Source organism: Alteromonas sp. DY56-G5, assembly GCF_041414725.1.
GTDB lineage: Bacteria > Pseudomonadota > Gammaproteobacteria > Enterobacterales > Alteromonadaceae > Alteromonas > Alteromonas macleodii.
In genome coordinates this window covers 70,439-93,775 of the sequence record NZ_JANHZQ010000016.1, presented here as the reverse complement: position 1 = coordinate 93,775, position 23,337 = coordinate 70,439, and the positions used below count along the sequence as shown (strand labels likewise).

The window sequence follows — 23,337 nt, the reverse complement described above, 5'->3', positions numbered from 1 at the left end:
ATAAACTAAAACAGGAAGCCTATCAACATATTGCAAAAAGACAACGTACTGATGATTAACGGTTCATAACCATCTTGTTCAAATCAGTTTATACCAAGGGCCTTCGAGGCCGCCGGATTGATGAGACAACAAGATGCGAACAACCATCAAGGCTAGAAGTCAATTGACTTCACGAAAAAGCCGAATATATGGCAGCAATGAATCACGTTATTAAATCAACACGGTGTCTTGCAATCGGAGAGGGTCCATATATGGTATATAGTGGATTACACATCGGATTCAATGGTGGGTAGACATCCACACCTCTAACTAGACGGCCTAAAACTATAGTCTTTATTTGTTTGCGTCCTTAACACAGTGTGTTGCGAGAACCCGTTTGGGCCGGTGTTTCGTTAAGTGCTGGTTTTATAGATTATTTATGCATAACAACTAGATGGGTGGTTATGCGTAACCCGTCTTGGGTGATTGTACATAACACCGAAGCGCTTAGCGGCAGACTTTCCTTAGTCTGCCGCCAGAATTTTAATTCTGTGTTGAGAATCGTGATAGGTGTTTAATAGCCTGACTTAATAAATCGACATTTAGCGCTTCTTTACTGCGCTTGCCGGTCGCCATGTCGCTTATTTCATAGCTGCCGTTACTAAGTACGTCAGTACGCTTATTGTCATGGAACACAACAATGCGTTCACCAGAGGTGCTAACTAGCCATGGCCTTGAAGGAGAAAGTAAGCTTTGGCCAGTAGAATAAAACGTAGCAGGGGCGTTACATCCCAATGCTCCTAAAATGGTAGGCGCTAAATCTTCCGTGCTGGCTAAGCTAGCATTCAGTTTAAGGGTACTGTACAGCGTACCTTTGCCACTTTCGCTACCAAAGCCAGTTGCAACAATCACATCGTGTTTGCGCGCTAACGTGTTTTTCACATAGCTTTCGATATCAGCACTCTTCAAAAACGCAATATGCAAACCATCATGATTGTTGCTCAGTGGTTGCAAATATCCCGCTAATTGAGGCAACGGCAACGCTTCATCGCTGTGAATAGAAACCGGCATGCCAGACCCCAATGGAAGTGCTAATAACACCGGACGCTTTTGAGATAAAGCGTCTTGGTATATTTCGGGAACACCAAATAGCGTAGTAGTCATTAAGCCTTCTATGCTGCTAGCCGTCGAATAGTAATTGGCTACTTTGTTTAAGGTGTTGCGCTTAATGTTACTTAAGTCCACCGCCTGTTCGTTATCAGTCTGGACAACCACGGTTAAGTTTCTATTAGTTTCAATAGAACAATAAACCGGCTCGGCTGGGTAAGTGATATTATGAATATCAGGGTTGAACTGAAGTTGTTTTCGTTCTTCATAAGCCGCTAAGTCAAGCAAGCCATAACGCGACATCGTCGTTTTAGCAGTCGCAGGATAAGAAAGCGGAAACATGTTGTCCTGCTTAATGATAGGTTGATACAACTTGGCATCAGCCCACACGTGTATAGCGTGACTGGTAACAAAACAGCTGACAAAAAATGTAGTAACAGGGATGCCCACTTTATGGCGAGTGAAGCGTTCAACACGCTTCCAGATTGCATTGGCTAAGACCAGCTGGAAGCCAAGCCAAACGATAAATAGAAGAAATAAAAATGCCCACTGTTGCCAGCTTTCTATCGCCATTGTTGACTGAGCTTCACTGCGCAGTAAATCCGCGGCGTGAAAGCTAATATGAAAGCCTGTGCGATTAAATAGCAACGCATCGAAAGCCAAGAGCGCTAGCCCCACAGCTGCAATAATAGACGCGCTGACCTTTATGACTCTGGGGTTGTTAACCAAGTAGCAAAGGGGGAGGATAAAAATAACAAAGCCAAAAAAGGTCATAAAACCAATATGACCGAACCAGTTGGCTAGAAGATACAAGGTGCCGACACCTGTGCCAGGCATAGGTGATGAGAAAACAAAAATCGAGGCAATAACTATGGCGATAATAATGTTCGCCAAGGCAAACCAATGCCCCCAATTTACCAGTTTAGTAACACGCTGGCGACGAGGTGATTCGGCAAGTATCATGCAATCCCTTAGCTATTTTTAACGCTTTTCTTGAGTACGTCGGCAAACTGCGTTGCCATGGCTTCGCGATTTTCAGGGGCTACCTGAGTATTTAAAATGTGCGTAATGACATTTCCTAACACCATAAGTGAAAGATCGCGGTTTGCACCGCCTTCTTCAAGGGTTAGAATAACGTTATTCATTAGCGTTTCGAATTCGTCGTTGCTATAGCGGCTCTGTTGGGGCATTGCTACGCCTCTTTTTTATGATTTCTTTGATAAAAAGAATGGTTTTACTCGTAAAATGATTATAATCGTTGTTTGAGTGAGTACAATCATTCATTCTAAAATCCCGCAATTCTTTGGATATTTCTGACACTTTTTAAGCAACAGGACACCCGATACTCTATGAGTGCACTGATTCATCACTTTGTTGTACATCGTTTGATTGTAAACAAAGAAGAGAAAATTGAAGCAATTCCACGTGACAACTGCTTAGCTGTCACTCCGGAAATCGAGCTTCTTGCCCATCAAATAAACCACAGTTTCAATGCTAAACCCGGAAAAGGGGTTGGCCACTTCGTGACGGAAGTTACCCGTGAAGCAAAAGTGGAAAACGAAGAAGGCGAAGCGACGACGCAAAAAAGCACCGAAAACGTGGCTGAGTTTGCGGAAGGTCTTAGGCAATACATGGATATCCACAAAGCGGCGGGTGATAACGTTGAAGATGCATTCCATGCGTTTTCGGTATCAGCGACCAATCGCTTAGTTCGCACTTTGGCAGAAACAGGTACGGTTGAGACCGGTTTTCTTATTTTCTGCCAGTATGAGTATTTAGCCACACAGTATTTGATGATTGCATTGTTAAATACTCGCTCGCACGTTGAAGTGACAAACTCTTTAGATCTTTCCGCGCGTGAACACTTGGATTTAGCAAAAATGCAGCTAGCTGTGCGGTTCGATTTAACTCAGTGGGATATTCAGCCAGAACAGCAGCGTTACGTTAGTTTTATTAAAGGTAGAATGGGACGTAAGGTATCAGACTTCTTTATGCAGTTTGTAGGCTGCGAAGAGCTGGTTGATGTTAAACAGCAAAATAAACAACTGATTTCTACGGTGGATGCCTACCTTGCCAGTGAGTCACTAGACCCGCAAGAGCAACACCAGCATAGAGAAGAAGTTAAATCGTACTTCAAAGAAAAGATTGATGCAGGCGAGAGTTTATCGGTAGATGAACTGGCTAACCGACTTCCACAAAATGAAGAAACTAGCAGTAACTTTTCTGCGTTTACACAGTCTATGGAAGTACCGCTTGAAAAAGAAATTCAGCCAGACCCTGCAGCGCTGAAACAACTTGCTAAATTTACCGGTCAGGGCGGTGGTGTATCGCTTAGCTTCGAACGCAAATTAATGGGCGATCGGGTATTTTACGACCCAGCTACGGATACGCTAACAATCCGTGGAATTCCACCTAATTTAAAAGATCAGCTTAATCGCCAATCTTCAATGGACTAGTCGCTGCGAAGCAAAGATAAAAAACGTATACTAGTTAGTAGAATATAAACTCGACTCAAGGGTGTTATGCAATTATTTGTAAATGATTTGACAGTGATGGACTTCTCTTACCTTTGCCCAAAACGCGGCATGGTAGGGGAAAGCTGGATTGTCGATGTGATCTTGGACGGTGAGCTCAACGAAGAGAGCATGGTTCAAGACTTTGGTCACGTGAAAAAGAACTTAAAGCGACTAATCGACGAATATGTTGATCACAAGTTGCTTGTACCTGCTGAATACAGCGGTTCAGAGGTTATTCACGACGACGATTCTGAACAGGTAGAAGCGCGCTTTACCTGCATTGATGGGCGTAGCATCATGCTACATTGCCCCGCTGAAGCTTATGCATTTGTTTATTCTGATGAGATAAACATGGAATCTGTTGGCGTTTACTTAAAAGAAGTATTGGCGACTCATCTTCCAGAAAACGTTGAAAACATTACGCTGCATTTACGTGAAGAAGTCATTAATTCTCCGTATTATCACTATACCCACGGGCTTAAAAAGCACGATGGTAATTGTCAGCGTATAGCGCACGGTCACCGTTCGCGAATTGATATTATCCTTGACGGCAAAGTGTGTGTTGAAAGTCAGCAGTATTGGGCTGACCGTTGGGCCGACATCTATATAGCAACCCGTGAAGACGAAATAGCGTACAGCGACAAAAAGCTTAAAGGTCAAGTTTCAAATGAAGCGGATTACTACTGTTTTGCTTACGAGTCGTCACAGGGCTATTTTGAACTATTAATTCCTAAGTCAGATTGTGAAGTCATCGAAACCGACTCAACAGTTGAGTGTTTGGCGCAGTATCTGCTTGAAGAGCAGAAGAAACGCACGCCTGATGGTGTTTGCCGAGTTATCGCTTACGAGGGCGTAGGTAAAGGCGCCACAGTAAAGGGTTAACATTTGACCACAGCTCGTTATAGGGAAAGGAAACAACTATGGCATTCACGCTTTCAAGAAACGCATTGCATAGCGCAGTATCTCGTATAATGAGTTGTGTAGTGGCAATTAGCACAGTTGCCTCTATGTCATTTGCTTATGCAGATGTAGAGTTAAACGGCCAAAACGAAGCGTTATCTAGTCAAGAGCCAGTAAACATTGTGTTGAACGGTAAGTTTACGCAAGGTGCCTTACTGCGCGGGCAAGCTCCCGCTGGGGCCAAAGTAACGCTTAATGGCGAAACTGTTCAAACCAACAAAGACGGAAAATTTGTTGTTGGCTTTGAACGGGAAGCGCCACTGCAGCAAATGTTGGTTGTAAAATTAGACAACGGCCAAAAGTGGCAGCGAGACATTACCCTTGAAAAACGCGAATACAACATTCAGCGAATTGACGGGCTAGAGCAAAAAATGGTTTCTCCGCCAGCAGAAGTGACGGCGCGTATTAAAAAAGACAATATCAACGTAGCTAACGCCCGAAGCGGTAATACTGATTTAGATGCATTATTCACCCGGTTTGAATGGCCTGCGAAAGGCGTTATTTCCGGTGTTTACGGTAGTCAGCGCATTCTAAATGGCGTGCCGAAATGGCCGCATTATGGTTTGGACATCGCCAATGAAACGGGCACGCCTGTGTATGCCCCAGTTGATGGTGTGGTAACAATGGCTGATGATCTCTATTATTCGGGTAACACCTTGATTCTCGACCACGGCATGCGCGTGTTTTCAACGTTTCTTCATATGGATACTATAACGGTAGAAGTGGGTGAAACCGTCAAGCAAGGCGAGCAGATTGGAACGATAGGTTCAACAGGGCGCTCTACAGGTCCGCATCTGGATTGGCGTATTAATTTGGGCAACACTCGTTTAGACCCACAGACTATCATTTCGGGGTCGCCTGAACAGTAACCATTAATTTGATTTAGCTTTAACAGTCATAAAGAAAAAGGCGCTTTCAGGTAAACTCTCAAAGCGCCTTTTTAGTTTTTACGCTACAGGGCGGTGTTATTTCCCCAGCCACTGATTAAGCTTTTCTTCATCAGTGATTTCAAAATAAGCCATTTCGTTTCTTGCCTCAGTTACCTCAAGAGGCAGCGTTAGAAGTCGCCCGTCACGAATAAGCGTTAATTCTACCTTTGGCGTTTGGGCATTATCTAATAGGCGTTGAAGTTTCTGGGCATTGACGATATGACCGTCTAACGCAATGATGACATCGTTTAAAAGAATACCTGCCTTCATAGCGGCAAGGCCTTCAAATACCTGCATTACCGTAAGCCCAAAAGTGGCTGGTTTTAATGTGGCCCCAAGCTGATTTTTAATAACAGGCAGCGTGGAAACACCACCTTTATCTTCACCTGATACGCGAGCACGAATAGCGTAATTCACGCCCATCTCAGAGACCAATGTCGCTAATTCTACATCGTCTGTGTTATACACCACGCGGTTCAAGTATTCTGAAACGTCGATGTCGAAGTGGGTTTTGCATAAAGATTGGATCACGTCATCAGGCGTACCTTTTTCATCCACGCCATAGTGTTTCCACAATAACTGCATCAAGGTATCTAAATTAACTTTGTTGTTTGACTGTTTGCGAAGCAATAAATCCAAGCCAAGGGCGATAATGCCTCCCTTGGTGTAGTAACTAACGATATTGTTAGTAGCGCTAGCGTCTTGCTTATAAAACTTTGTCCATGCGTCGAAGCTACTTTCTGCTGCACTTTGTTTAAAGCGACCAGCGTTTTGCAAAAGTCGACTGACATTTTGCGCAACAATATCGAGGTATTTCTGTGGTTCAATGACGCCGGCTCTTGCAAGGGTGACGTCATCATAGAAACTGGTAAAGCCTTCATAAATCCACAGCTGATTCGTGTACGTTTCCTGAGATAAGTCTGGTTTCACCATTACGCTAGGTTTAATGCGCTTAACATGCCATGTGTGGAAAAATTCATGGCTGCACAGACTTAAGAATGTGATGTAGCTATCGGTTTTTTTCTCACTTTCACCAATTTGAGGAAGGTCGAAGCGAGGGTAAAGAAGGGCAGTAGAATACTTATGCTCTAAACCGCCGAACCCATTGTCGGCAAGTAGCGTCATAAACAGGTAGTTATTAATAGGTTGTGGAGCACCAAACAAATCTAGGTGGTGCTTGCAAATTGGCGTTAAGTCATTTGCTATGCGCTCATAATCAATACTGTTGTTACCTGAGAAAAGTAACGTAACCGTAATGCCGTCAACCTCAAAGCTGTGAGTGTCTGCAATGCCCACATAAATCGGATGGTCAATGAGCTCATCGTAATTTTTTTCAACGAAGTGCCACCGAGACGGGCTTGTGCTTTCACAACGAGAAGGCATTGACGTATAAGCCTTCCAATTCGAGGTTGCAGAATCGCTGTCGTTAAGCTCAATGTCCACCTCACACGGCACATTCTCGAAGCCGGAAACGTTTAGAAACGCACTGGTTCCATTTATAAACGCATATTGGTCGTTCATAAAAGCAGAGCGAATAGATAAGTCGTTGGCATAAACCGAGTAAACGACCGTACATGGTTTTCCATCTGTGTCTATACGCCAAGTTTGTTTATCGAGCTTAGTTACCGAAAGGCTATAAACGCTTCTATCGCCAACATTTTCAGTACTATTACTTTCAGAAGTGTTCGCTCTTAGCTCGATAATGCTTTTTGCAAAATCGCGCACCATGTAGCTTCCCGGGATCCAGCTTGGAAGGCTAAGCTCAATTGATGAGCCAGAATGCTCAGGTATTTGCAGCGCGACAGTAAATTGATGGGCACGCCAATTGGAAATAGTTAACGTATAGCGAAGAGCAGAGGTCATAAACGTCCGAAAAGATAAGCAAAACTATCCCTCAACTATATCAACCTATTGAGTTAATCCCAATAGATTGCCTGCTACTAAGGGGCAATTTTTACGTTTATTGAACATGGTTTTCAATCGTAGTATTGATAAGTTTTTGTTTGATGCGTACATTGAGTTAAATGACATTAAATCCAGCAATAACAAATACAAATGGCTGAAAAAATACAAAGCAATTTACTAAGCGAAGATAATTTGGAATCGTTGCGTACGCTGGTACCCGGCGATACAGTAGATTTACAAATTGCTATGCCCGCAGCGCCAAAGCGTGTGAAGACTGATTACATAGGCATGCTTATTGATGAATGTTTGCTTTTTCATATTCCAACTTCGGCGAAGTGGATTACCGTTAGGGATGCACTGACTGTTGGCAATGATATCGTGGTGCGTTCTGTGCTTGAGGGTGACACTGGCCAGGTTATTGCGTTTAAAGTGAAAGTACTCAAATTGCTTTCCAAGCCATCAGGCTTACTTATTACAACCTTTCCGAAACGTATTGAAAGTATAGGGCTTCGCGCTGTAAAACGTGCACAACTCGGTGTTTCGGTAACGTTGGAATCAGAGGTTTATCCCACTGACGAGAATGTAACGGGTATTATCATTGATTTAAGCGAAAAAGGGTGCAAAGTAGCGTTACAGGTCAAACCGAATTGGCCGGTAATGCTCGATGAAGCTGAGGTTAAGCTAAACTATTCGTTGGACGGTAAAGAAGTAGCGCTTACTGCAAAAGTTAAAAATCATAAGCTTGATAGTGATGTGGTTTATTATGGGCTCGCCTTTACCTGTGAAGAAAAATTGATAAAAACGCTGTTGTCCCGACACACATTGTTAACGTAGGAAAACAATAGTTGGGTGCTCTTTAGATAATAATCAAAATAACAGGCTAAGGGGATCTACATGAGAAGTATTGAGCGACTTTTAATGCAGTACGGTGAAAGCCACCAAAACAAGACCAACGTTATCATCCATGCTATTGCCGTACCCAGCATCTATTTCGTATCGATAGGTTTGCTTTGGAGTTTGCCGGTACCTGAAATCATAGCGCAGTTCGATATAACGTGGGCGCATATCATAGCGGTTCCCGTATTGTATTATTATTTTATGTTGTCTGGTCCGATTGGGGCTGCAATGACCCTCTTAACTATACTGTGTTTCGGTGCAGTTAATACCCTAGACCACTTCAGTATCTCAGTATGGTTATTTTCTCTTGTACTGTTTGTCGTTATGTGGATTTTGCAGTTTATTGGCCATCATATCGAGGGCAAAAAGCCTTCGTTTTTTGACGATTTGCGCTTCTTGCTGGTTGGCCCAGCCTGGTGGTGGGTGCACTGGCTGAAAAGAATGAATATCAGTTACTGAGCTTAATCAGCGAATTGATATAGCCAAAACATGTCTAATTACAAGATTTTGCCCTGCGACAAGAAGCATAAGGGGCACGACCAAGGCGCTTGGGTCGTGGCAAGGCTTGCGTATAATCTTCATATAAGTTTTTAAATTGGTAATATTGTGAGTCGCTTTCAGCGTGTAATAGAAAGTAATGAACGTTTATTTTGGACATTGCACAGTGCAGGCTGGGCAGGGTTCGCAATAATTTATTACATCGGATCTTTTCTCCATGATGTTCGGCCCATTTGGGTTTTCATCATCATGCTTAATGCCTATGCAGGATGGTTGCTAACCATTCCGCTTCGCTACATCTATCGATGGGCAAGAAAGCAATCACCGCTCAACATGATCATCATAGTGATTGTGTCGTGCTACTTAATTGCTTTGCTATGGGCCGTGGTAAAAAACATTAACTACTGGGAAATCTACAAGCACGGATATCGGCCAGACGAATGGTATATGTATTTTACCAACACTATTAACTCGCTAATAATGGTGGGTTGCTGGAGTGGTGTGTACTTTGGCATCAAGAACTTCCAAATGCTTCAAAAAGAGAAGCAGAACGCGTTAAAGGCGAGTACCATGGCGCACCAAGCTCACATAAAGATGTTGCGCTATCAACTCAACCCACATTTTCTCTTCAATACGCTTAACGCTATCTCAACCCTTATTCTTTTAAAAGAGAACGACACAGCAGAAGCGATGGTGTCGCGTTTGAGTGACTTTCTACGTTATTCATTAGACAACGACCCGATAAAGCGAGTACCGCTAGGTCAGGAAATAAAGGCATTACGACTCTATCTAGAGATAGAGAAGGTACGTTTTGACGATCGTCTAGAAGTGCTATGGGACATCGATGAAGGGTGTGAAAGTGCACTTGTGCCGAGCATGATCTTGCAGCCCATTATTGAAAACTCAATAAAGCACGCCATATCTAAGATGGAAAATGGTGGTCGTATAGCGATTACGGCACGTACATTTGGCAATGATTTGTTAATGGATGTTGCCGATAACGGCCCTGGTGCAGATATCAAAAACGGAACACTTAGTCGAGAAAACGGCGTAGGCCTAGCCAATATAAAAGAGCGTTTGCAATCCCTCTATCATCGTAATTTTGCATTCTCTATAGAACACAATCAGCCTTCAGGCGTGCGAGTTAGAATACGCATTCCCTATGAAGTTAAGGACGTATAACATGACAAAGCAAGTGATTAAAACCATTGTAGTGGACGACGAACCTTTAGCGCGCAAGGGCCTTCGTGCCAGGTTAGAGCGTCATGATGATGTACAGGTGCTTGCAGAGTGTCAGAACGGCCTAGAGGCTGTAAGTAGCATTTCTCAACATCGTCCAGATTTGGTGTTTTTAGATATTCAAATGCCTGGCTTAAACGGCTTTCAGGTTATTCACAAGTTGCGCGAACTGAAACAGCCCATTCCCATGATCGTTTTCGTAACTGCTTATGACAGCTACGCAATAAAAGCGTTTGACGTGCATGCTTTAGATTATCTGTTAAAACCAGCAGACGACGAGCGCTTAGGTGCGGCGTTAAACAAAGTACGTGAATATTACTCAACTCAGCATCAAGATGAGCAGTCACAAAAATTGGTAAGCCTTGTTGCTGAACTTACTGGCGATGATTGCGAAGAGATTTTACGCAAGTTAGCCAATGGTGAGCCGGTTGAAACCAATCCATACCCAGATGTATTGGCTATTAAAGATGGTTCAGAGGTTACGCGCGTAAACGTTCAAGACATTCAATGGATTGATGCTGCAGGTGATTATATGTGCGTTCACGCACTGGATGGCATGCATATAATGCGCAAAACCATGAAAGAACTTGAACAGGAACTCAACCCACAGTTCTTCGTTCGAGTGCATCGTTCAGCTATTGCTAATATCCGTTTTGTTAAAAAGTTAGTGAGCCATATTAGTGGCGAGTATCATTTAATACTTCAAAATGATACAGAGCTTAAAGTGAGTCGCAGTCATCGTGATAAAGTGAAAGCGGCAATGAAAATGTAAAGAAGCTTGTTCATTAAGTACTAAAAGGCGGTGTTTTATTATAAAGCACCGCCTTTTTTGTTTTTACAGTCTACAAATGTTTCAGGTTAAACAGCGTCTGAACCATCTTACTTAGTCGCAGCTGTATCTTTCGTTCATTAGGGTACGCATTGCGTCAACCCGGGCTTGATTGAGGGGCTTTGTTTCTTCCCAAGTTTTGGGTAGGGGTACGGTAATAGGGCGCTGATTAACTTCACCAACCATTATGTTGGTGACGTCGCTTCCTACTAAGCTTATGGCGAATTCGCCAAGAGTAGTGGCGAGTAGTCGGTCCTGTGCTACCGGCGAGCCGCCACGTTGGACATGTCCCAAGGTTACTGGCCTAACGTCGTTGATATTGTGATACTGCAAAGCTTCGGTTAATCCTGTTAAGCCATTAGGCCAAACGTTTTCAGCTACTACAACAATAAAACTGACGGGCCCTTTCAAAGCACGCTGCGCTTTTATTTGGTTTACGATCTTTTTGATTTCAGTCTCAGCGGATTCAAAAAACTCAGGAACAACCACATAGTCAGCAGCCGCGGAAAGGGCACCATTTAATGCTAAAAAGCCAGCATTGCGACCCATTACTTCTACAAGGAAAATACGTTCGAAGGCATCAGCTGTATCACGAACTTTATCGATAGAACTCATGGCGGTATCTATTGCGGTAAAGTAGCCTATAGTCGCATCAGTACCCGCTATATCGTTATCAATTGTTCCCGGAATACCAAGAATCTGGCCATCCCATAGTTCGCTCAACTTTGCTGCGCCGCGAAAAGATCCGTCACCACCGATTACAATAAGTGTGTCGACCTCGGCCTGTCTCAAATTATCAGCCGCTTTGATAAGACCTTCACGATTTTTAAATTCTTTACACCTTGCGCTGTGTAGTATGGTGCCGCCTTGCTGGATAAGATTGTGCGTTGAATCAAGAGATAGAGGAATAAACTCTTGCTGTAGTAATCCGTTGTAGCCGTGCTTGTAGCCAAGCAAGGTAAAATTAGCTTTCTGACACGCAATAATTGCGGCACGTATACATGCATTCATACCTGGGGCGTCGCCACCAGAGGTTAAAATTGCGACACGTTTTGACACATTAAAGTCCTTCTTTTTACAGGCAATGCCATTAAAGTAGAGTAAAGGCTGTGCAACGTAAAGTTCTCTATTGCGGATATTTACTGCGTAATATCAAAGTAAAATTCAATTTTTCGGTACACAGCAATAAGCGTTTTTGCTTGTCACGACGTAACTAACGTAAAAAAGGAAATACTATGCGTTCATTGTTGGTTGTTGTCTTTATTATTTTTCTTACTTCATGCAGTTCTAAGCTGGCCTATAACAACCTAGATTGGTGGGTGTATTGGTACATGGACGACTACATAGAGCTTAAAGATGAGCAAGAGGAGAAGTTTGATGCGCATTTACAAAACTGGTTGAGCTGGCACAAGAAGAGTGAACTTACTCGTTATAAAGCGCAATTAGAGGATGTGAAAAAGCAGATTCAGAATGACACCCTTAATTCGAGTATTGTTTATAACAACCTTGAGCTAGCTAGATCACATTGGGAGCGCGTACGAGACGAGGTCAGTCCTGAACTAGCGGCTATTGCTAAAACACTCGATGATGAGCAAGTTGTCACCCTATTTGCGGCATTAGAAAAAGACAATAAAGAAGAAGAGGAAGAGCGACAAGAGGCGCTGGAAAAGTCTGAAGCAGAGAGACTTAAAGATAGAATTGAGCGAATACAAGAAACAATAAGTGAGCGTATTGGAGATCTAAGTAAAGAGCAAAAACAAATTGTTAGCACCTACGCACAACAGTTTATTTCTACAGGTGACGCTTGGATAACGTATCGCAGAAACATTCAAAATGCGGCAAGAAAGCTATTCGTTTCGCGCAAGCAGAATGAAAGGTTTGAGCAAGAATTGGTGTCGCTAATGCAAAATCCGGATAATTATAAAAGCGATGTGTACAAGCAAAGTAGTGCTCATAATATGACTGTGACGGCAACGCTACTGGCCGAGATATTTTCAACTCTTTCAGAGAAACAGCGTCAAACACTGATTGAAAACGTGGATGAGCTAAATCGAAACGGTTGATAATTTTATGGATTAGTTAGTAATGCTTTGGCTCAGTACTCATTCAGCTCGGTCGATACAGTACTGGTCTTCTCGTAATACAAGAAGAAAGCTCCGACTTATGGTGGTAGCACTCAGTACTAAATAAGGTATTAAGTTATAATTCTTTCCAGTCGATTTTAAGAACTTTACCTTCTTCGTTAGCAACGAAAAGGGGAAGTTCGGTCAATTTAGTGTTTTTTTGTTTTAATGTTTTAAGGTTCTCGTAGGAATACTGCCTCTGTATATGCCACTCTACCTTATTCCTTGATTTGTATTCTAAATCAATATTCCACCTACCGAGATAAGAAACCGCGCGTGGTTGAAGCGAGAAAAAGCAGCCATCGCATTCGGGTTTTTTAAAACGTCTTACCCCAATGTTCGAAAATGCTGGAGTTATCGATTTTAGATAGTATTTGCCAGTTTTAACTTTGACGAGTTTTGGGAGGTGTTTCTCGTTAGCTTGACTACCCTCGAATTGCTGTGTGCTAGGTACTTTTAATCCGCGAATAACAAATATTTCACCATTGTTTAGCTCTTCAAATGTCATTCTGTGAATACCAGCATCGGCTAGTACGAAAGACTCGTTCTGACTTAGCGCCTGTTCATTGGCGCTAACCTCGTCGATTAAAATTGCCATCAGTAAAAAAACTAACAATCTCATAGCTCACCAGTTTTCTAATTCAAAAGCCAATATATTTAGAGAGTTCATCTCTAAGGTTGGTGTATTTTTCTTTGTAAGGCGCCTTAAGTGACATATCGTCAATCAATTTAAACAACCGCTTACACTCATTAATGAGTTTCATTTCGGCTTTATCTTCTTTGATTGCAATTTGTAGAAGACATTGCAATAGATTAAGCGCAACCCCTGTATTTACAGGAGCAAAGCCTTGAGCAAGGGCGAACGAAGCTTTAGCACGTTCGTAATCTTGCTGCTGATAGTGCTGAATGCCTTCGCGGTTGAACTGTTGATAACTAGCTAAGTTTTTCTGAGCATTGAGGGCTTGCGCATCAAGCATGTTTAGACTGTTTTGGTCGAGCTCATCCTGTCTTGAAGTCAAAAGTGCATTCAACTGTAGCGCATCATCAAACTCACCCAGTTTATACATAACGTTAATACTGTCAGGGATAAACGCGGTAGGAACTTCCGTGTACTTATCGTCAAGCAGTGTTTGTGACGTTGTTAAGTGGCGTTTGGCATCAATCAGTTTGCCGTCTATAGCGCTAATTCTAGCGTTGACGATTGTACCAAATATATCTACGTCAAAATCTCTGTCCATTTTTTGAAGATGTTCATCAAACTTTCCTCGTTGCAGAGTTAGTAATGCTTCTTGCTGATACTTATTGCGCTGGCGCTTGTCGTCTGCAAACTCTGCGACATCTAAAAGGCTTCGGATAATACCGCACCAGTGTAAACTTGTTTTGTGAACGGTTCGTTTTGATAAATCCCAGATCGCTTGGCTTGAACTCGCTGCCAGCACTAAATCGTCATTTTGCCGACCTATTTCACAGGCTTTGAAATGCCTGGGTAAGGAGTAGGGCGACAGTTTTATTGCCTCTTTTATTGCATCTAGTGCTTTGTCGCCAGATGTCGTGGCTTGGTGTGCTTGCGCAAGAATATCGTGAGCGTCTGCATTGAACCGGTTACGCTTTAGCGTTCGCTTGGCAATTGAAATCGCTTTCTCATATTCCTTTAAAAGCAAGTAAGTTTTTCCAATAGCTATTTGTGCCCACAGCACGGGTTTTCCGTCAATGTAGTCACGTAACACATCTAGCGCTTTATCGGGTTGCTTTATACGCCAGTATAGCTCGACTAATAGCTGTTCACAGTGACCTTTATAGTGGGAAGGGGCGTCAAGTAACGCTTCGATATGGTCGATCGCACTGTTCATTTCACCCTGTTCAACGAGACTAAACGCTTGCTGGAGAAACTGTCTTTTTTGCCACGCACGAACAATACGAGACTTCAGCTGAACTTGAGAAAAGGGCTTAATTAAAAAATCATCGGGTCTACGTTCAATACTGCCCAACACTACCGGTCGAGCGCTATCTGCGCTTATCAGAATGAACACCGATGTGGGACTGATAAGCCTTCGAGTGCGCAACTCTTCAATGAGCTCATAGCCATTCTTGTTGTCAGCTCCCAAGTGTAGATCACAAATGACAATATCAAACTTATGCTTTTTACATAGTGATACCGCTTGTTCAGCAGATGACTTCGTAACTACATCAGATGCGCCCATCGAATGCATCAGCCCCTTCAATAAAAGAAGGAAAGGGCGTTGGTCTTCAACAATCAGTACTTGTTTGTTGCTAAATTGCATTTCAAATCCATGAGTGAGCGCGCGATTACTTTATAGGAGTATATCTAATTTTAGATAATAAGCTTAAGAAAAACATTATCTTGCCGAAAACATAAGTATACATATGAAGTTGTAAATAAGAATGTCGCAAGAAACTGTCGAAGCTCGTGAGCAAATACCTATTGACCCCAGTATATACTGGGAGCGCAGTGGTGTGCTTGCTAAAGCATCTGCGCAGGGAGCGTTGTTCTCTTTATATATTGCTATGCAGCAACATAGTGTGGCTGAGCCATTTGAAATTGAAGCGGTAGCGTCAGAATCTGATGATAAAAGTAGCATCGAATCCAAGCTTGCATCGTTAAATTATTATAGAAGGCCATCGCTAGCTGCTAATGAAAGCGAATGGGGCAGAATGCGCGTTTTGTCTGAGTTAGTGTCTCAAGACTATGCGGCAGCAAGATTATATTTAAGTATGAATCCCTCTCCGCTATCACAAACTGATGATGCTAAACGTCTACCCGACGATGTAGTATATAATTGTAGTTTGGCAACACAAAAGCGGTTAAAAATGGAATACGCTAACACCGTGAAGGAAGATAATACGCTGCTATACGATATCCTTTCATCACAAGATAAAGAATACCATTCACAACAAGAAAATTCGTCACACTTCACATCTTTTGAGAATATTGCATAGCAGTTATTTCAATTCGTTGTTGCGTGCCAAGTTTGCGTTGACGTACGAGCGCTAATTCGTATCCGCCCTAGTTTTTATCATTCCTTTTTGTTATATTGCGCGCCGCATTTTTGCACTGGTCTTACGCTCCAATCAGCAAAGGTTAAAATATGTCTAAATATATTGTATGCGCAATGTATAAATTTGTTGCGCTTGAAAACTTCAAAGAAATCCGCCAACCGCTTCTAGAAACAATGGAAGCTAATGGCATTAAAGGTACACTTCTTCTTGCCCACGAGGGGATAAACGGTACGGTTTCTGGTACCCGCGAAGGTATCGACGCATTACTTGCTTATTTAAACAGCGACGAGCGTATTAATCCTATTTCTTGCAAAGAATCTCTTCACGATGAACAGCCGTTCTATCGCACCAAGGTAAAACTGAAAAAAGAAATTGTGACCATGGGCGTTGAGGGTATTGACCCTCGCAAAACCGTTGGTACTTACGTAAAACCTAAAGACTGGAACGCACTTATTAGCGACCCAGATGTTACCGTTATTGACACGCGAAACGGTTATGAAATTGAAATAGGTACTTTCAAACACGCTATCGACCCTAAAACCGAAACGTTTCGTGAGTTTCCTGAATACGTAGCGAAAGAGCTCGACCCGTCAAAAAACAAAAAAGTGGCTATGTTCTGCACCGGTGGTATTCGCTGTGAAAAATCGACGGCTTACTTGAAAGAGCAGGGGTTTGACGAGGTTTATCACTTAGAAGGCGGTATTCTACAGTACCTTGAAGATGTACCGAAAGAAGAGTCATTGTGGGAAGGCGATTGCTTTGTATTTGACAATCGCGTTGCAGTTAACCACGACTTAGAGAAAAGCCATTATGAGCAGTGCTACGCGTGCAGACTTCCAATTACTGAAGAAGACAAGCAGAGTGATAAGTATGAGGCGGGTGTAAGCTGCCCACACTGCTTTGGTACCCATACCGACGATCAAATTGCTCGCTTTAGAGAACGTGAAAAACAGGTTCAGCTGGCAAAAGAGCGCCAACAAGAGCACGTAGGAACGGAAGCGCGTTTGACCATGGAACAAAAGCGTCAGGAAAAAGCAGAAGCTCAACGTTTACGCGCACTTAAAGCAAAAGAAAATCAGGCGTAGACAGCTAGAAAGAAGGGCGTTACACTCGTGCTTATTGCAGTTGAAATAAGGAATGCGAGTGAGCACTCAACTTTCAGAATCTAAAATTGAAGAAATTAGAAAGGACTTCAGCTTTTTCGATCGTGATGGCAACGGCCAAATCGATTTGCCGGAGTTCATCGAGCTTCTAACCGTTATTTCACCAAAAACGAAAGCTAGCCACGTACAAGAAGGCTTTAAGCTTATCGATAGTAACGACGATGGTTACATCGACTTTGAAGAGTTTTTGGAGTGGTGGCAAGAAGGATGGTGGGAGTACTAAGTTTAAACTTGGTAACACTTATCGTCGACTGAGGCTTTTCGACACGCTAGGCTAAGCGTGAAAACGAGGACTAGGCCACGTAAATGAACCAATTGAAAACGAGTGCTTTTAAGCACTCGTTTTTTTATGTGTTGAGTTTGGCGTTTCGTGTTGGAAGTGAGATATAGCTTCCTTTGAATAGCCTTCAATGTCGGCTTCGAGCGTGAAGCGGACCTTGACGGTTACTAACGCGCTTGTCCGTTGTAGACATGGGGCGAACGTTCTACGCCCAAAGCAGCGACAGCGTTAGCTGTCCGACTGACTCTATTTGTTAGCCTCGAATTGCTCCAATGCCTCCGCTTCAGGCCTGAAGTAGGCGTTTATATAAGATTACAATTGATAACCACTTAATCTTCCCCTCAAATAACTGCCTTTTTTCTTTTAAACGAAGTCAAGCTTTCAGAGAGTTAATTGTTTTAATATTTTCACTTCGTTCCGATGTATAGGGCGGTATAGAGTATGTACCCACAGCATGTGCTACCAAATCACTCACCCCCTCAGAGTACAGAGAAACCTCCCCAACCACGAGAGTACGGCCGACTTTTATCAGAGAACATTCCGCAATGATTCGCTCATTTGCCGATGGCTTACGTAAGAAGTTGATGTTAAGGCTAGTTGTTACTGCCAATGGCACGATGCCAATTTTACCAAGTATCGCCACATAAAGTGCCACATCAGCCACACTCATTAAGACAGGCCCCGAAACCGTTCCGCCAGGACGTAATTCATCCTGACCCACATGATGCGATACAGTCGCTCCACCGTTGCTCACTGCTTCCACAACGCATTTGCTTTGTGGAAACTCCGATTTCATGAAAGCGATAACTTCTTCTTTTGTAGCTGTCATTGAGACTCCTCAAATATTTATTCACGTTTATAGGCACCTGGTGAAGCGTTGCTCCAAGACTTCTATACCCCATTGTAAGCCTAGTTTCTCTTCCACCAATGCAAAGCCCTGACTTTCATACAGAAGCTAGAATTTTATCGCCCCGTTTGATCGTCCAAATCTCATTGCTTGGGTTATATAGCCTTCCAATAAATTCCGCCATGCTACTCGCCACTGAACACGCAAATTCCCGACCAAAATCAGCCACTGACTGAGTTGAGAGACAAGTGGAAGCCACGAACTGCTAATCAAGTTCGACCACTATTTTACCAATCTGCTGATTTGACTCCAGATAGTGATGCGCTGCTACTATCTCTTCAAATTTAAAGCTTCGATCAATGACAGGCTTGAGTGTTCCCTCGGATAAACCCGAGAGGATAAATTGCTTTGCTCTGCGAAAACGCTCGATGTCTTTTATAACTTCAGTAAACACATACCCCCTAACTGTCAGACTTTTACGAAGTGCTATTTTTAAGGGAAGAGGAGTTACTTCGGGACTTAATGCTCCGTGCACTATTATTGTTCCTTCAGGGCTTATTGCTTCAGCAATTTCAGCTATCTGCGGCCCACCGACAGCATCAAATGCGATTTTTAAATTGTTTGCTCCCAAGATGCTTCTCAAGCTATCCAGTAGCGGTTCTTCTTGGGTTGCAATCACATGGGCCGCGCCAGCCTTGAGCACAGCAGCCTTTTTAGCTCCTGTTAGAGTTGTAGCGATAGCGGTACCCCCCAGAGAATTCACAATTTGAATCGCAGCCAATCCAACACTGCTCGATGCGGCGGTTATCAGTACTGCATCGCCTTTTTGCACGTTAGCAATTTCGACCAAAGCGCCATAAGGTGTCAGGTACTGCATCCAAGCAGCTGCGCCTTCGGCAAAGGTTAGCCCTGCTGGTTTGAGTGCCACATATTCATTTGGTACGACAACCTCTTCTGCGTAGCAGCCGTTCTGAGAAAGCCCCATCTGAGGGACAATACAAACCTCGTCCCCAAGGCGTAAATGATTTACCTCTTCCCCGACTTCAATGACTATCCCGGATGCTTCATAGCCGATTCGCGAAGGGAAGTCAGCCTTTTCTATATAGCTGCCTCGCCTAAACATGGCATCAGCACGATTGAGCCCAACAGCTTTGACCGCAATACGTACATCAGTGGCCTGCAAACTTGGACTCGCCAGCGAGTCAATAGTTAATACCTCGGGGCCACCTAATTCATGGAAACGAACAGTTCGAATTAGTTTTCTTGGGCTCATATGCATCCTCCACAATATCTTTTTAAGCAATTACATCAATAACGACTTTACCCATGGACCCCAACTCTACAGCATTATGTGCATCCATTGCCGTGTCAAGGGAGAAGCGTAACGGATCGAGTAGTGGCTTAATTTGTCCAGCTTCAACGAGAGCCGTAATTTGCCGCAGAATGTCACCATGATGTTTGCGCCCCTCTCCGCTGAGCTGTGGGTGTAATACAAAAATCGCTGATAATGTTGCAGAGCGCAATGACGACGGTGCCAGGTTATGTGAGCCGAATGCAGCACAGCTTAAAATATGTCCATAATGTGCAATGATACCTAATGAGGCATCGAGTACAGAGCCACCGACAGTGTCGTAAATGATATCGAATCCTTTGCCTTGGGTGTATGCGTCCACGTACTCAGCAGGGCTTGCAGTGTGATAATCAATTGGCGTGGCACCAAGCGCCTTGAGCCGTTGTTGTTTTCCAGTCGATGCAGTGGCATAAACGTCGGCTCCTAAGGCCTTAGCAATTTGCACAGCTACATGTCCAACTCCGCCAGCTCCACCTTGGATAAGAACTTTCTGGCCCGCTTTAACATTCGCCTTGTCAACCAAACCTTCCCAAGCGGTAAGTGCAACCAGAGGTAAAGCCGCAGCTTCACGCATGGACAAATTTTTCGGTTTGAGAGCAAGTAACTCAGCATCTACGTTGGCATATTCAGCCAATGTTCCTTGCAATCCTCGCACTCCGCCAGTCAGACCATAAACGGCATCGCCTACTGCAAAGTCGGCGACGCCGTCGCCGATAGCAACAATTTCTCCAGCTAAATCGGTGCCAAGTACTGCGGGTAATTCCGGCATGGCATAAGGAGCGATACCTTGGCGGATCTTGTAATCAATAGGATTGACTCCACTTGCAAATATTTTTACTTGCACCTGACCTGCTGATGGAGAGGGTAAGTTAATCAGGGCATCCCGGAATACTGTACCCTCTTCATAGCTATCTAATGCCAAAGCACGCATTTGTCTTTTTAACGCTGTCATCAATAACCTCACAAACTGAATATTCAGCGGGTGGTTAAATCACCCGCTGGTTAATAGGTTTTTTATTAAACGAATTAAAACTCTTGAACAGTTGGGCGCAGAACAATCTCGTTGATATCCACATCCGCAGGCTGCTCAATTGCGTATGCGATAGCACGAGCAACAGATTCAGATGGAATTTCATTTTGCTGATAAAAATCTTTTACAAAGGCTGCCCCCTGAGTATCTGAACTTCCATGTTTTAATTCAGATTCGACTGCACCTGGTGAAATGATTGTTGAACGAATGTTACCTCCAACTTCATGGCGCAAGCCTTCGGCAATAGCGCGAACAGCGAATTTGGTTCCGCTATAAACCGTGCCGCCGGGACTGAATACTTTGATACCCGCTACGGACGAAATATTGATAAAGTGGCCTGTTCCCTGAGCCTGAAAGATCGGAAGCGCTGCGGCTACTCCATACAGCAGACCTTTAACGTTGATGTCAATCATGCGATCCCATTCGTCAACTCGAGTCTCAGCTAACGGTGCAATCGCCATTAACCCTGCATTATTGATAACCACATCAATTTTACCGAAGCGCTCTTGTGCAAGATTTACAAGGGCCTTCACTTCGTCCTGGCTAGTCACATCTGTCGCTTGAACCGCAACTTTTCCACCCGCTGTGCGTATGTCAGCAGCAATAGCTTCAAGCTTGTCGATGCGTCGGGCACCCAAAACAACAGATGCGCCAAGGCTGGCTAAATGTCTTGCCGTGGTCTCGCCTAAACCGCTGCTACCACCAGTGATAACAACGACCTTACCGTTGATGTTGTTTGCTAAAACACTGCTCATAGTTAATATCCTCAAATCAGTTGAATAAATGACTCTGTCTAAATAACGAGCAAATTATCCCTTACCGTCAAAAATCAATAAATGGAAACGTTTTAATTTCACAATTCCATAATTTGGAATAATATTTATGTATTCATTTCAAACCTGAATGTGACTGTGATGCTTAACAGATTGGAAATGCTCCGGATATTTTGTACTGCTGCTGAGTCTCGCAGCTTTAAAGAAGCGGCTAACCGTCTGGGAATTTCTCCTCAGGCAGTCACACGAGCAGTGAAGGAGTTAGAGCGATTGCAAGGGGAGCTTTTATTTCATCGAAATACTCGACACATACAAGTGACCCTAGTTGGAGAAAAATTTGCTGTGATAGCAAAAGAACGCCTGCGTGCTGTAGATGAATTGTTTCAAACAAGCACCCCTAATTCGGGTAATGAATTACAAGGGCGGGTTCGTATCGCAGCGCCTGTTGGTTTTGGTCATAAATGCTTAATGCCAGTATTACTGGAACTTTCAACAATACATCCTCAACTGGATATAGACCTGACACTCAGTGACGAGCGCGTGGATGTAGTTGACGAAAAAATAGATATTGGGATTCGTATCGGCTTCATGAGAGATAGTCGATTTATTGCCCGCCAGCTCACCAAAATTAATATGTATGTCGTGGCTTCGCCTGAGTTAATAAATAGAGTAGGAAGGCCTGCGTCTATTGAAGAACTAAACCACTTGCCCGCTACAGGGTTAGTAGATCGCAATACGGGAAAGCTTTGGCCATGGGTTTTTTCCATGGAAAGACAGTGGACGCCATCCATAACACGTTTTCGAAGTGCCGACACCGAAGCTGAATTAATGGCTATACAAAATGGACTAGGTTTTGCTCAAATTCCTGACTTTTTGGTCCAAGACTTATTACGCCAAGAGAAACTTATAAGAGTGTTAGAAGAGGTCGAGCCGGTGCCTTGGGATTTATATATTTATCGCCCTCAACGTGGTCCAGTACCACAACGTATTCGATTGGTTTTTGATCACTTGGTGTCAAGATTGAGTGTCCGCTAATGGCACAAAGCAGAAGTAGCTAGTCAATAATCTATTCGTCCACAACTTGTCTATAGCAGAACTCAAAGCCTCGACAGATGAACCTACACGTTGGGCGAAGCTAAAAAAGTATGCTATGTAGTAAAGACTACCAATCAGCGCTGTATACTTTATTGGCTGCGGACGCTTCTACTTCAAGTGGGGCTTTATCGTAACCGTATTCAGCCATGTCGAAAAAGTGTTGGGTGACAACTTCATCTAAACTGGCTCGTTCAATCTGTAACACATGCACTAATTCGTGGGCTAACTTGGGTCTATTAAGCTCGAAATCTTTACGAGCATAAATCGAATAGCCGAAAACTTGTGCGTTATTTATTATTCCTTCTCCAACAAGTCCAACGGCTTCGCCAAACACTTTAAGCGCGAAGTTTTCGTAGGGATATGGGACTTCATCTACATAAACAATTCTTACTTTCTTAGGCTGTTTTATGCCTATCTCCGCTGCTAGCGCCAATTCTTGTTCATTCAACGGTTGACCTATTTTTAAGCCTTTCATATCTGTTTCATGTGCCCACTCTATGTACTGCGGCAACAATACGCGTGTTATTATTTTTTCATAGGAGAGTGCCACAACGACTATTACTATAAACAAGGCTAACGATACGAACTTTACAAATTTCATGTGGTTAAAATCCATTTTAAAGGGGGGGAGCGTGAGCCGCTTACACGCTATGTTACAAACAGTTGAAGCGTGTACTCAGCACAATCGACTTATTGCTATATGCGTAGTAAAGCATATGATGGCGAGGTGTACTATCAAAGTGCTGTAAGAAAATGTGATTAAAAACAAAGTGAAAGGTTACACACCGCTATTCAACA

23 protein-coding genes are annotated in these 23,337 nt (G+C 43.3%); 12 read left to right on the top strand and 11 right to left on the bottom strand.

Annotation, left to right across the window (positions count from 1 at the left end):
- Positions 1–522: 522 nt before the first annotated feature.
- Positions 523–2,049 carry a DUF3413 domain-containing protein gene (locus tag NO989_RS10210; RefSeq protein WP_101564605.1) on the bottom strand — a complete coding sequence of 509 codons (1,527 nt, stop codon included), beginning with the start codon at positions 2,047–2,049 and terminating at the stop codon, positions 523–525.
- Between the two features lie 8 nt (positions 2,050–2,057).
- Positions 2,058–2,276 carry a DUF1414 domain-containing protein gene (locus tag NO989_RS10205; protein ID WP_014949499.1) on the bottom strand — a complete coding sequence of 73 codons (219 nt, stop codon included), beginning with the start codon at positions 2,274–2,276 and terminating at the stop codon, positions 2,058–2,060.
- 159 nt (positions 2,277–2,435) lie between these two features.
- Here NO989_RS10205 and yejK point away from each other — a divergent pair, with 159 nt between their 5' ends.
- From yejK to NO989_RS10190, 3 genes are all read left to right on the top strand, one after another.
- Entirely contained in the window at positions 2,436–3,542 is a 1,107-nt protein-coding gene (gene yejK / locus NO989_RS10200; protein WP_371342487.1) for a nucleoid-associated protein YejK, read from the top strand.
- A 66-nt stretch (positions 3,543–3,608) separates the two neighbouring features.
- Positions 3,609–4,484: a 6-carboxytetrahydropterin synthase gene (locus NO989_RS10195; protein ID WP_278344216.1), complete on the top strand. Its 876-nt coding sequence runs from the start codon at positions 3,609–3,611 to the stop codon at positions 4,482–4,484.
- A 38-nt stretch (positions 4,485–4,522) separates the two neighbouring features.
- The gene (locus NO989_RS10190; protein ID WP_371342486.1) at positions 4,523–5,431 is read left to right on the top strand and encodes a M23 family metallopeptidase; all 909 of its coding nucleotides are present in this window, start codon (positions 4,523–4,525) and stop codon (positions 5,429–5,431) included.
- 96 nt (positions 5,432–5,527) lie between these two features.
- Here NO989_RS10190 and NO989_RS10185 read toward each other — a convergent pair whose 3' ends face one another.
- A complete protein-coding gene (locus NO989_RS10185; RefSeq protein WP_371342485.1) occupies positions 5,528–7,354 on the bottom strand; it encodes a M61 family metallopeptidase in 1,827 nt (608 codons plus the stop codon).
- Positions 7,355–7,546: 192 nt separating this feature from the next.
- Between NO989_RS10185 and NO989_RS10180 the strand changes: the two genes are divergently transcribed.
- From NO989_RS10180 to NO989_RS10165, 4 genes are all read left to right on the top strand, one after another.
- Positions 7,547–8,230: a PilZ domain-containing protein gene (locus NO989_RS10180; protein WP_371342484.1), complete on the top strand. Its 684-nt coding sequence runs from the start codon at positions 7,547–7,549 to the stop codon at positions 8,228–8,230.
- A 60-nt stretch (positions 8,231–8,290) separates the two neighbouring features.
- On the top strand, positions 8,291–8,752 hold the full coding sequence (locus NO989_RS10175) for a DUF962 domain-containing protein (protein WP_371342483.1): 462 nt from the start codon (positions 8,291–8,293) through the stop codon (positions 8,750–8,752).
- A gap of 147 nt (positions 8,753–8,899) precedes the next feature.
- Positions 8,900–9,973: a sensor histidine kinase gene (locus tag NO989_RS10170; RefSeq protein WP_371342482.1), complete on the top strand. Its 1,074-nt coding sequence runs from the start codon at positions 8,900–8,902 to the stop codon at positions 9,971–9,973.
- Between the two features lies 1 nt (position 9,974).
- On the top strand, positions 9,975–10,802 hold the full coding sequence (locus NO989_RS10165) for a LytTR family DNA-binding domain-containing protein (protein WP_014949507.1): 828 nt from the start codon (positions 9,975–9,977) through the stop codon (positions 10,800–10,802).
- A gap of 111 nt (positions 10,803–10,913) precedes the next feature.
- On the opposite strand, the gene NO989_RS10160 is transcribed toward NO989_RS10165, so the two are convergent.
- On the bottom strand, positions 10,914–11,918 hold the full coding sequence (locus NO989_RS10160) for an ATP-dependent 6-phosphofructokinase (RefSeq protein ID WP_014979313.1): 1,005 nt from the start codon (positions 11,916–11,918) through the stop codon (positions 10,914–10,916).
- A 176-nt stretch (positions 11,919–12,094) separates the two neighbouring features.
- On the opposite strand from NO989_RS10160, the gene NO989_RS10155 reads away from it, so the two are divergent.
- Positions 12,095–12,922 carry a DUF6279 family lipoprotein gene (locus NO989_RS10155; RefSeq protein WP_371342481.1) on the top strand — a complete coding sequence of 276 codons (828 nt, stop codon included), beginning with the start codon at positions 12,095–12,097 and terminating at the stop codon, positions 12,920–12,922.
- Between the two features lie 136 nt (positions 12,923–13,058).
- Here the strand turns inward: NO989_RS10155 and NO989_RS10150 are convergent, their stop codons facing one another.
- Both NO989_RS10150 and NO989_RS10145 read right to left on the bottom strand, forming a co-directional pair.
- Positions 13,059–13,604: a hypothetical protein gene (locus NO989_RS10150; RefSeq protein ID WP_371342480.1), complete on the bottom strand. Its 546-nt coding sequence runs from the start codon at positions 13,602–13,604 to the stop codon at positions 13,059–13,061.
- A gap of 19 nt (positions 13,605–13,623) precedes the next feature.
- Positions 13,624–15,264 carry a response regulator gene (locus NO989_RS10145; RefSeq protein WP_187447818.1) on the bottom strand — a complete coding sequence of 547 codons (1,641 nt, stop codon included), beginning with the start codon at positions 15,262–15,264 and terminating at the stop codon, positions 13,624–13,626.
- 121 nt (positions 15,265–15,385) lie between these two features.
- Between NO989_RS10145 and NO989_RS10140 the strand changes: the two genes are divergently transcribed.
- The 3 genes from NO989_RS10140 (at position 15,386) to NO989_RS10130 (ending at position 17,386) form a co-directional block, all read left to right on the top strand.
- Positions 15,386–15,940, top strand: a complete 555-nt coding sequence (locus NO989_RS10140) for a VC2046/SO_2500 family protein (RefSeq protein WP_371342479.1) — start codon at positions 15,386–15,388, stop codon at positions 15,938–15,940.
- 149 nt (positions 15,941–16,089) lie between these two features.
- Positions 16,090–17,085, top strand: a complete 996-nt coding sequence (locus NO989_RS10135; RefSeq protein WP_371342478.1) for a rhodanese-related sulfurtransferase — start codon at positions 16,090–16,092, stop codon at positions 17,083–17,085.
- Positions 17,086–17,143: 58 nt separating this feature from the next.
- A complete protein-coding gene (locus tag NO989_RS10130) occupies positions 17,144–17,386 on the top strand; it encodes an EF-hand domain-containing protein (protein WP_012518428.1) in 243 nt (80 codons plus the stop codon).
- 430 nt (positions 17,387–17,816) lie between these two features.
- Here the strand turns inward: NO989_RS10130 and NO989_RS10125 are convergent, their stop codons facing one another.
- The 4 genes from NO989_RS10125 to NO989_RS10110 form a co-directional block, all read right to left on the bottom strand.
- On the bottom strand, positions 17,817–18,272 hold the full coding sequence (locus NO989_RS10125; RefSeq protein ID WP_014976569.1) for a PaaI family thioesterase: 456 nt from the start codon (positions 18,270–18,272) through the stop codon (positions 17,817–17,819).
- Positions 18,273–18,555: 283 nt separating this feature from the next.
- Positions 18,556–19,563 (bottom strand): zinc-dependent alcohol dehydrogenase family protein, encoded by a 1,008-nt coding sequence (locus tag NO989_RS10120; RefSeq protein WP_014976570.1) that lies wholly within the window; start codon positions 19,561–19,563, stop codon positions 18,556–18,558.
- A 22-nt stretch (positions 19,564–19,585) separates the two neighbouring features.
- Complete coding sequence (locus NO989_RS10115; RefSeq protein WP_014976571.1) at positions 19,586–20,593, bottom strand: zinc-dependent alcohol dehydrogenase family protein; 1,008 nt, start codon at positions 20,591–20,593, stop codon at positions 19,586–19,588.
- Positions 20,594–20,667: 74 nt separating this feature from the next.
- Positions 20,668–21,426: an SDR family oxidoreductase gene (locus NO989_RS10110; protein ID WP_014976572.1), complete on the bottom strand. Its 759-nt coding sequence runs from the start codon at positions 21,424–21,426 to the stop codon at positions 20,668–20,670.
- A gap of 159 nt (positions 21,427–21,585) precedes the next feature.
- Here NO989_RS10110 and NO989_RS10105 point away from each other — a divergent pair, with 159 nt between their 5' ends.
- On the top strand, positions 21,586–22,479 hold the full coding sequence (locus NO989_RS10105) for a LysR family transcriptional regulator (RefSeq protein WP_014976573.1): 894 nt from the start codon (positions 21,586–21,588) through the stop codon (positions 22,477–22,479).
- A 127-nt stretch (positions 22,480–22,606) separates the two neighbouring features.
- Here the strand turns inward: NO989_RS10105 and NO989_RS10100 are convergent, their stop codons facing one another.
- Positions 22,607–23,140 carry a hypothetical protein gene (locus NO989_RS10100; RefSeq protein ID WP_371342477.1) on the bottom strand — a complete coding sequence of 178 codons (534 nt, stop codon included), beginning with the start codon at positions 23,138–23,140 and terminating at the stop codon, positions 22,607–22,609.
- Between the last annotated feature and the right edge of the window lie 197 nt (positions 23,141–23,337).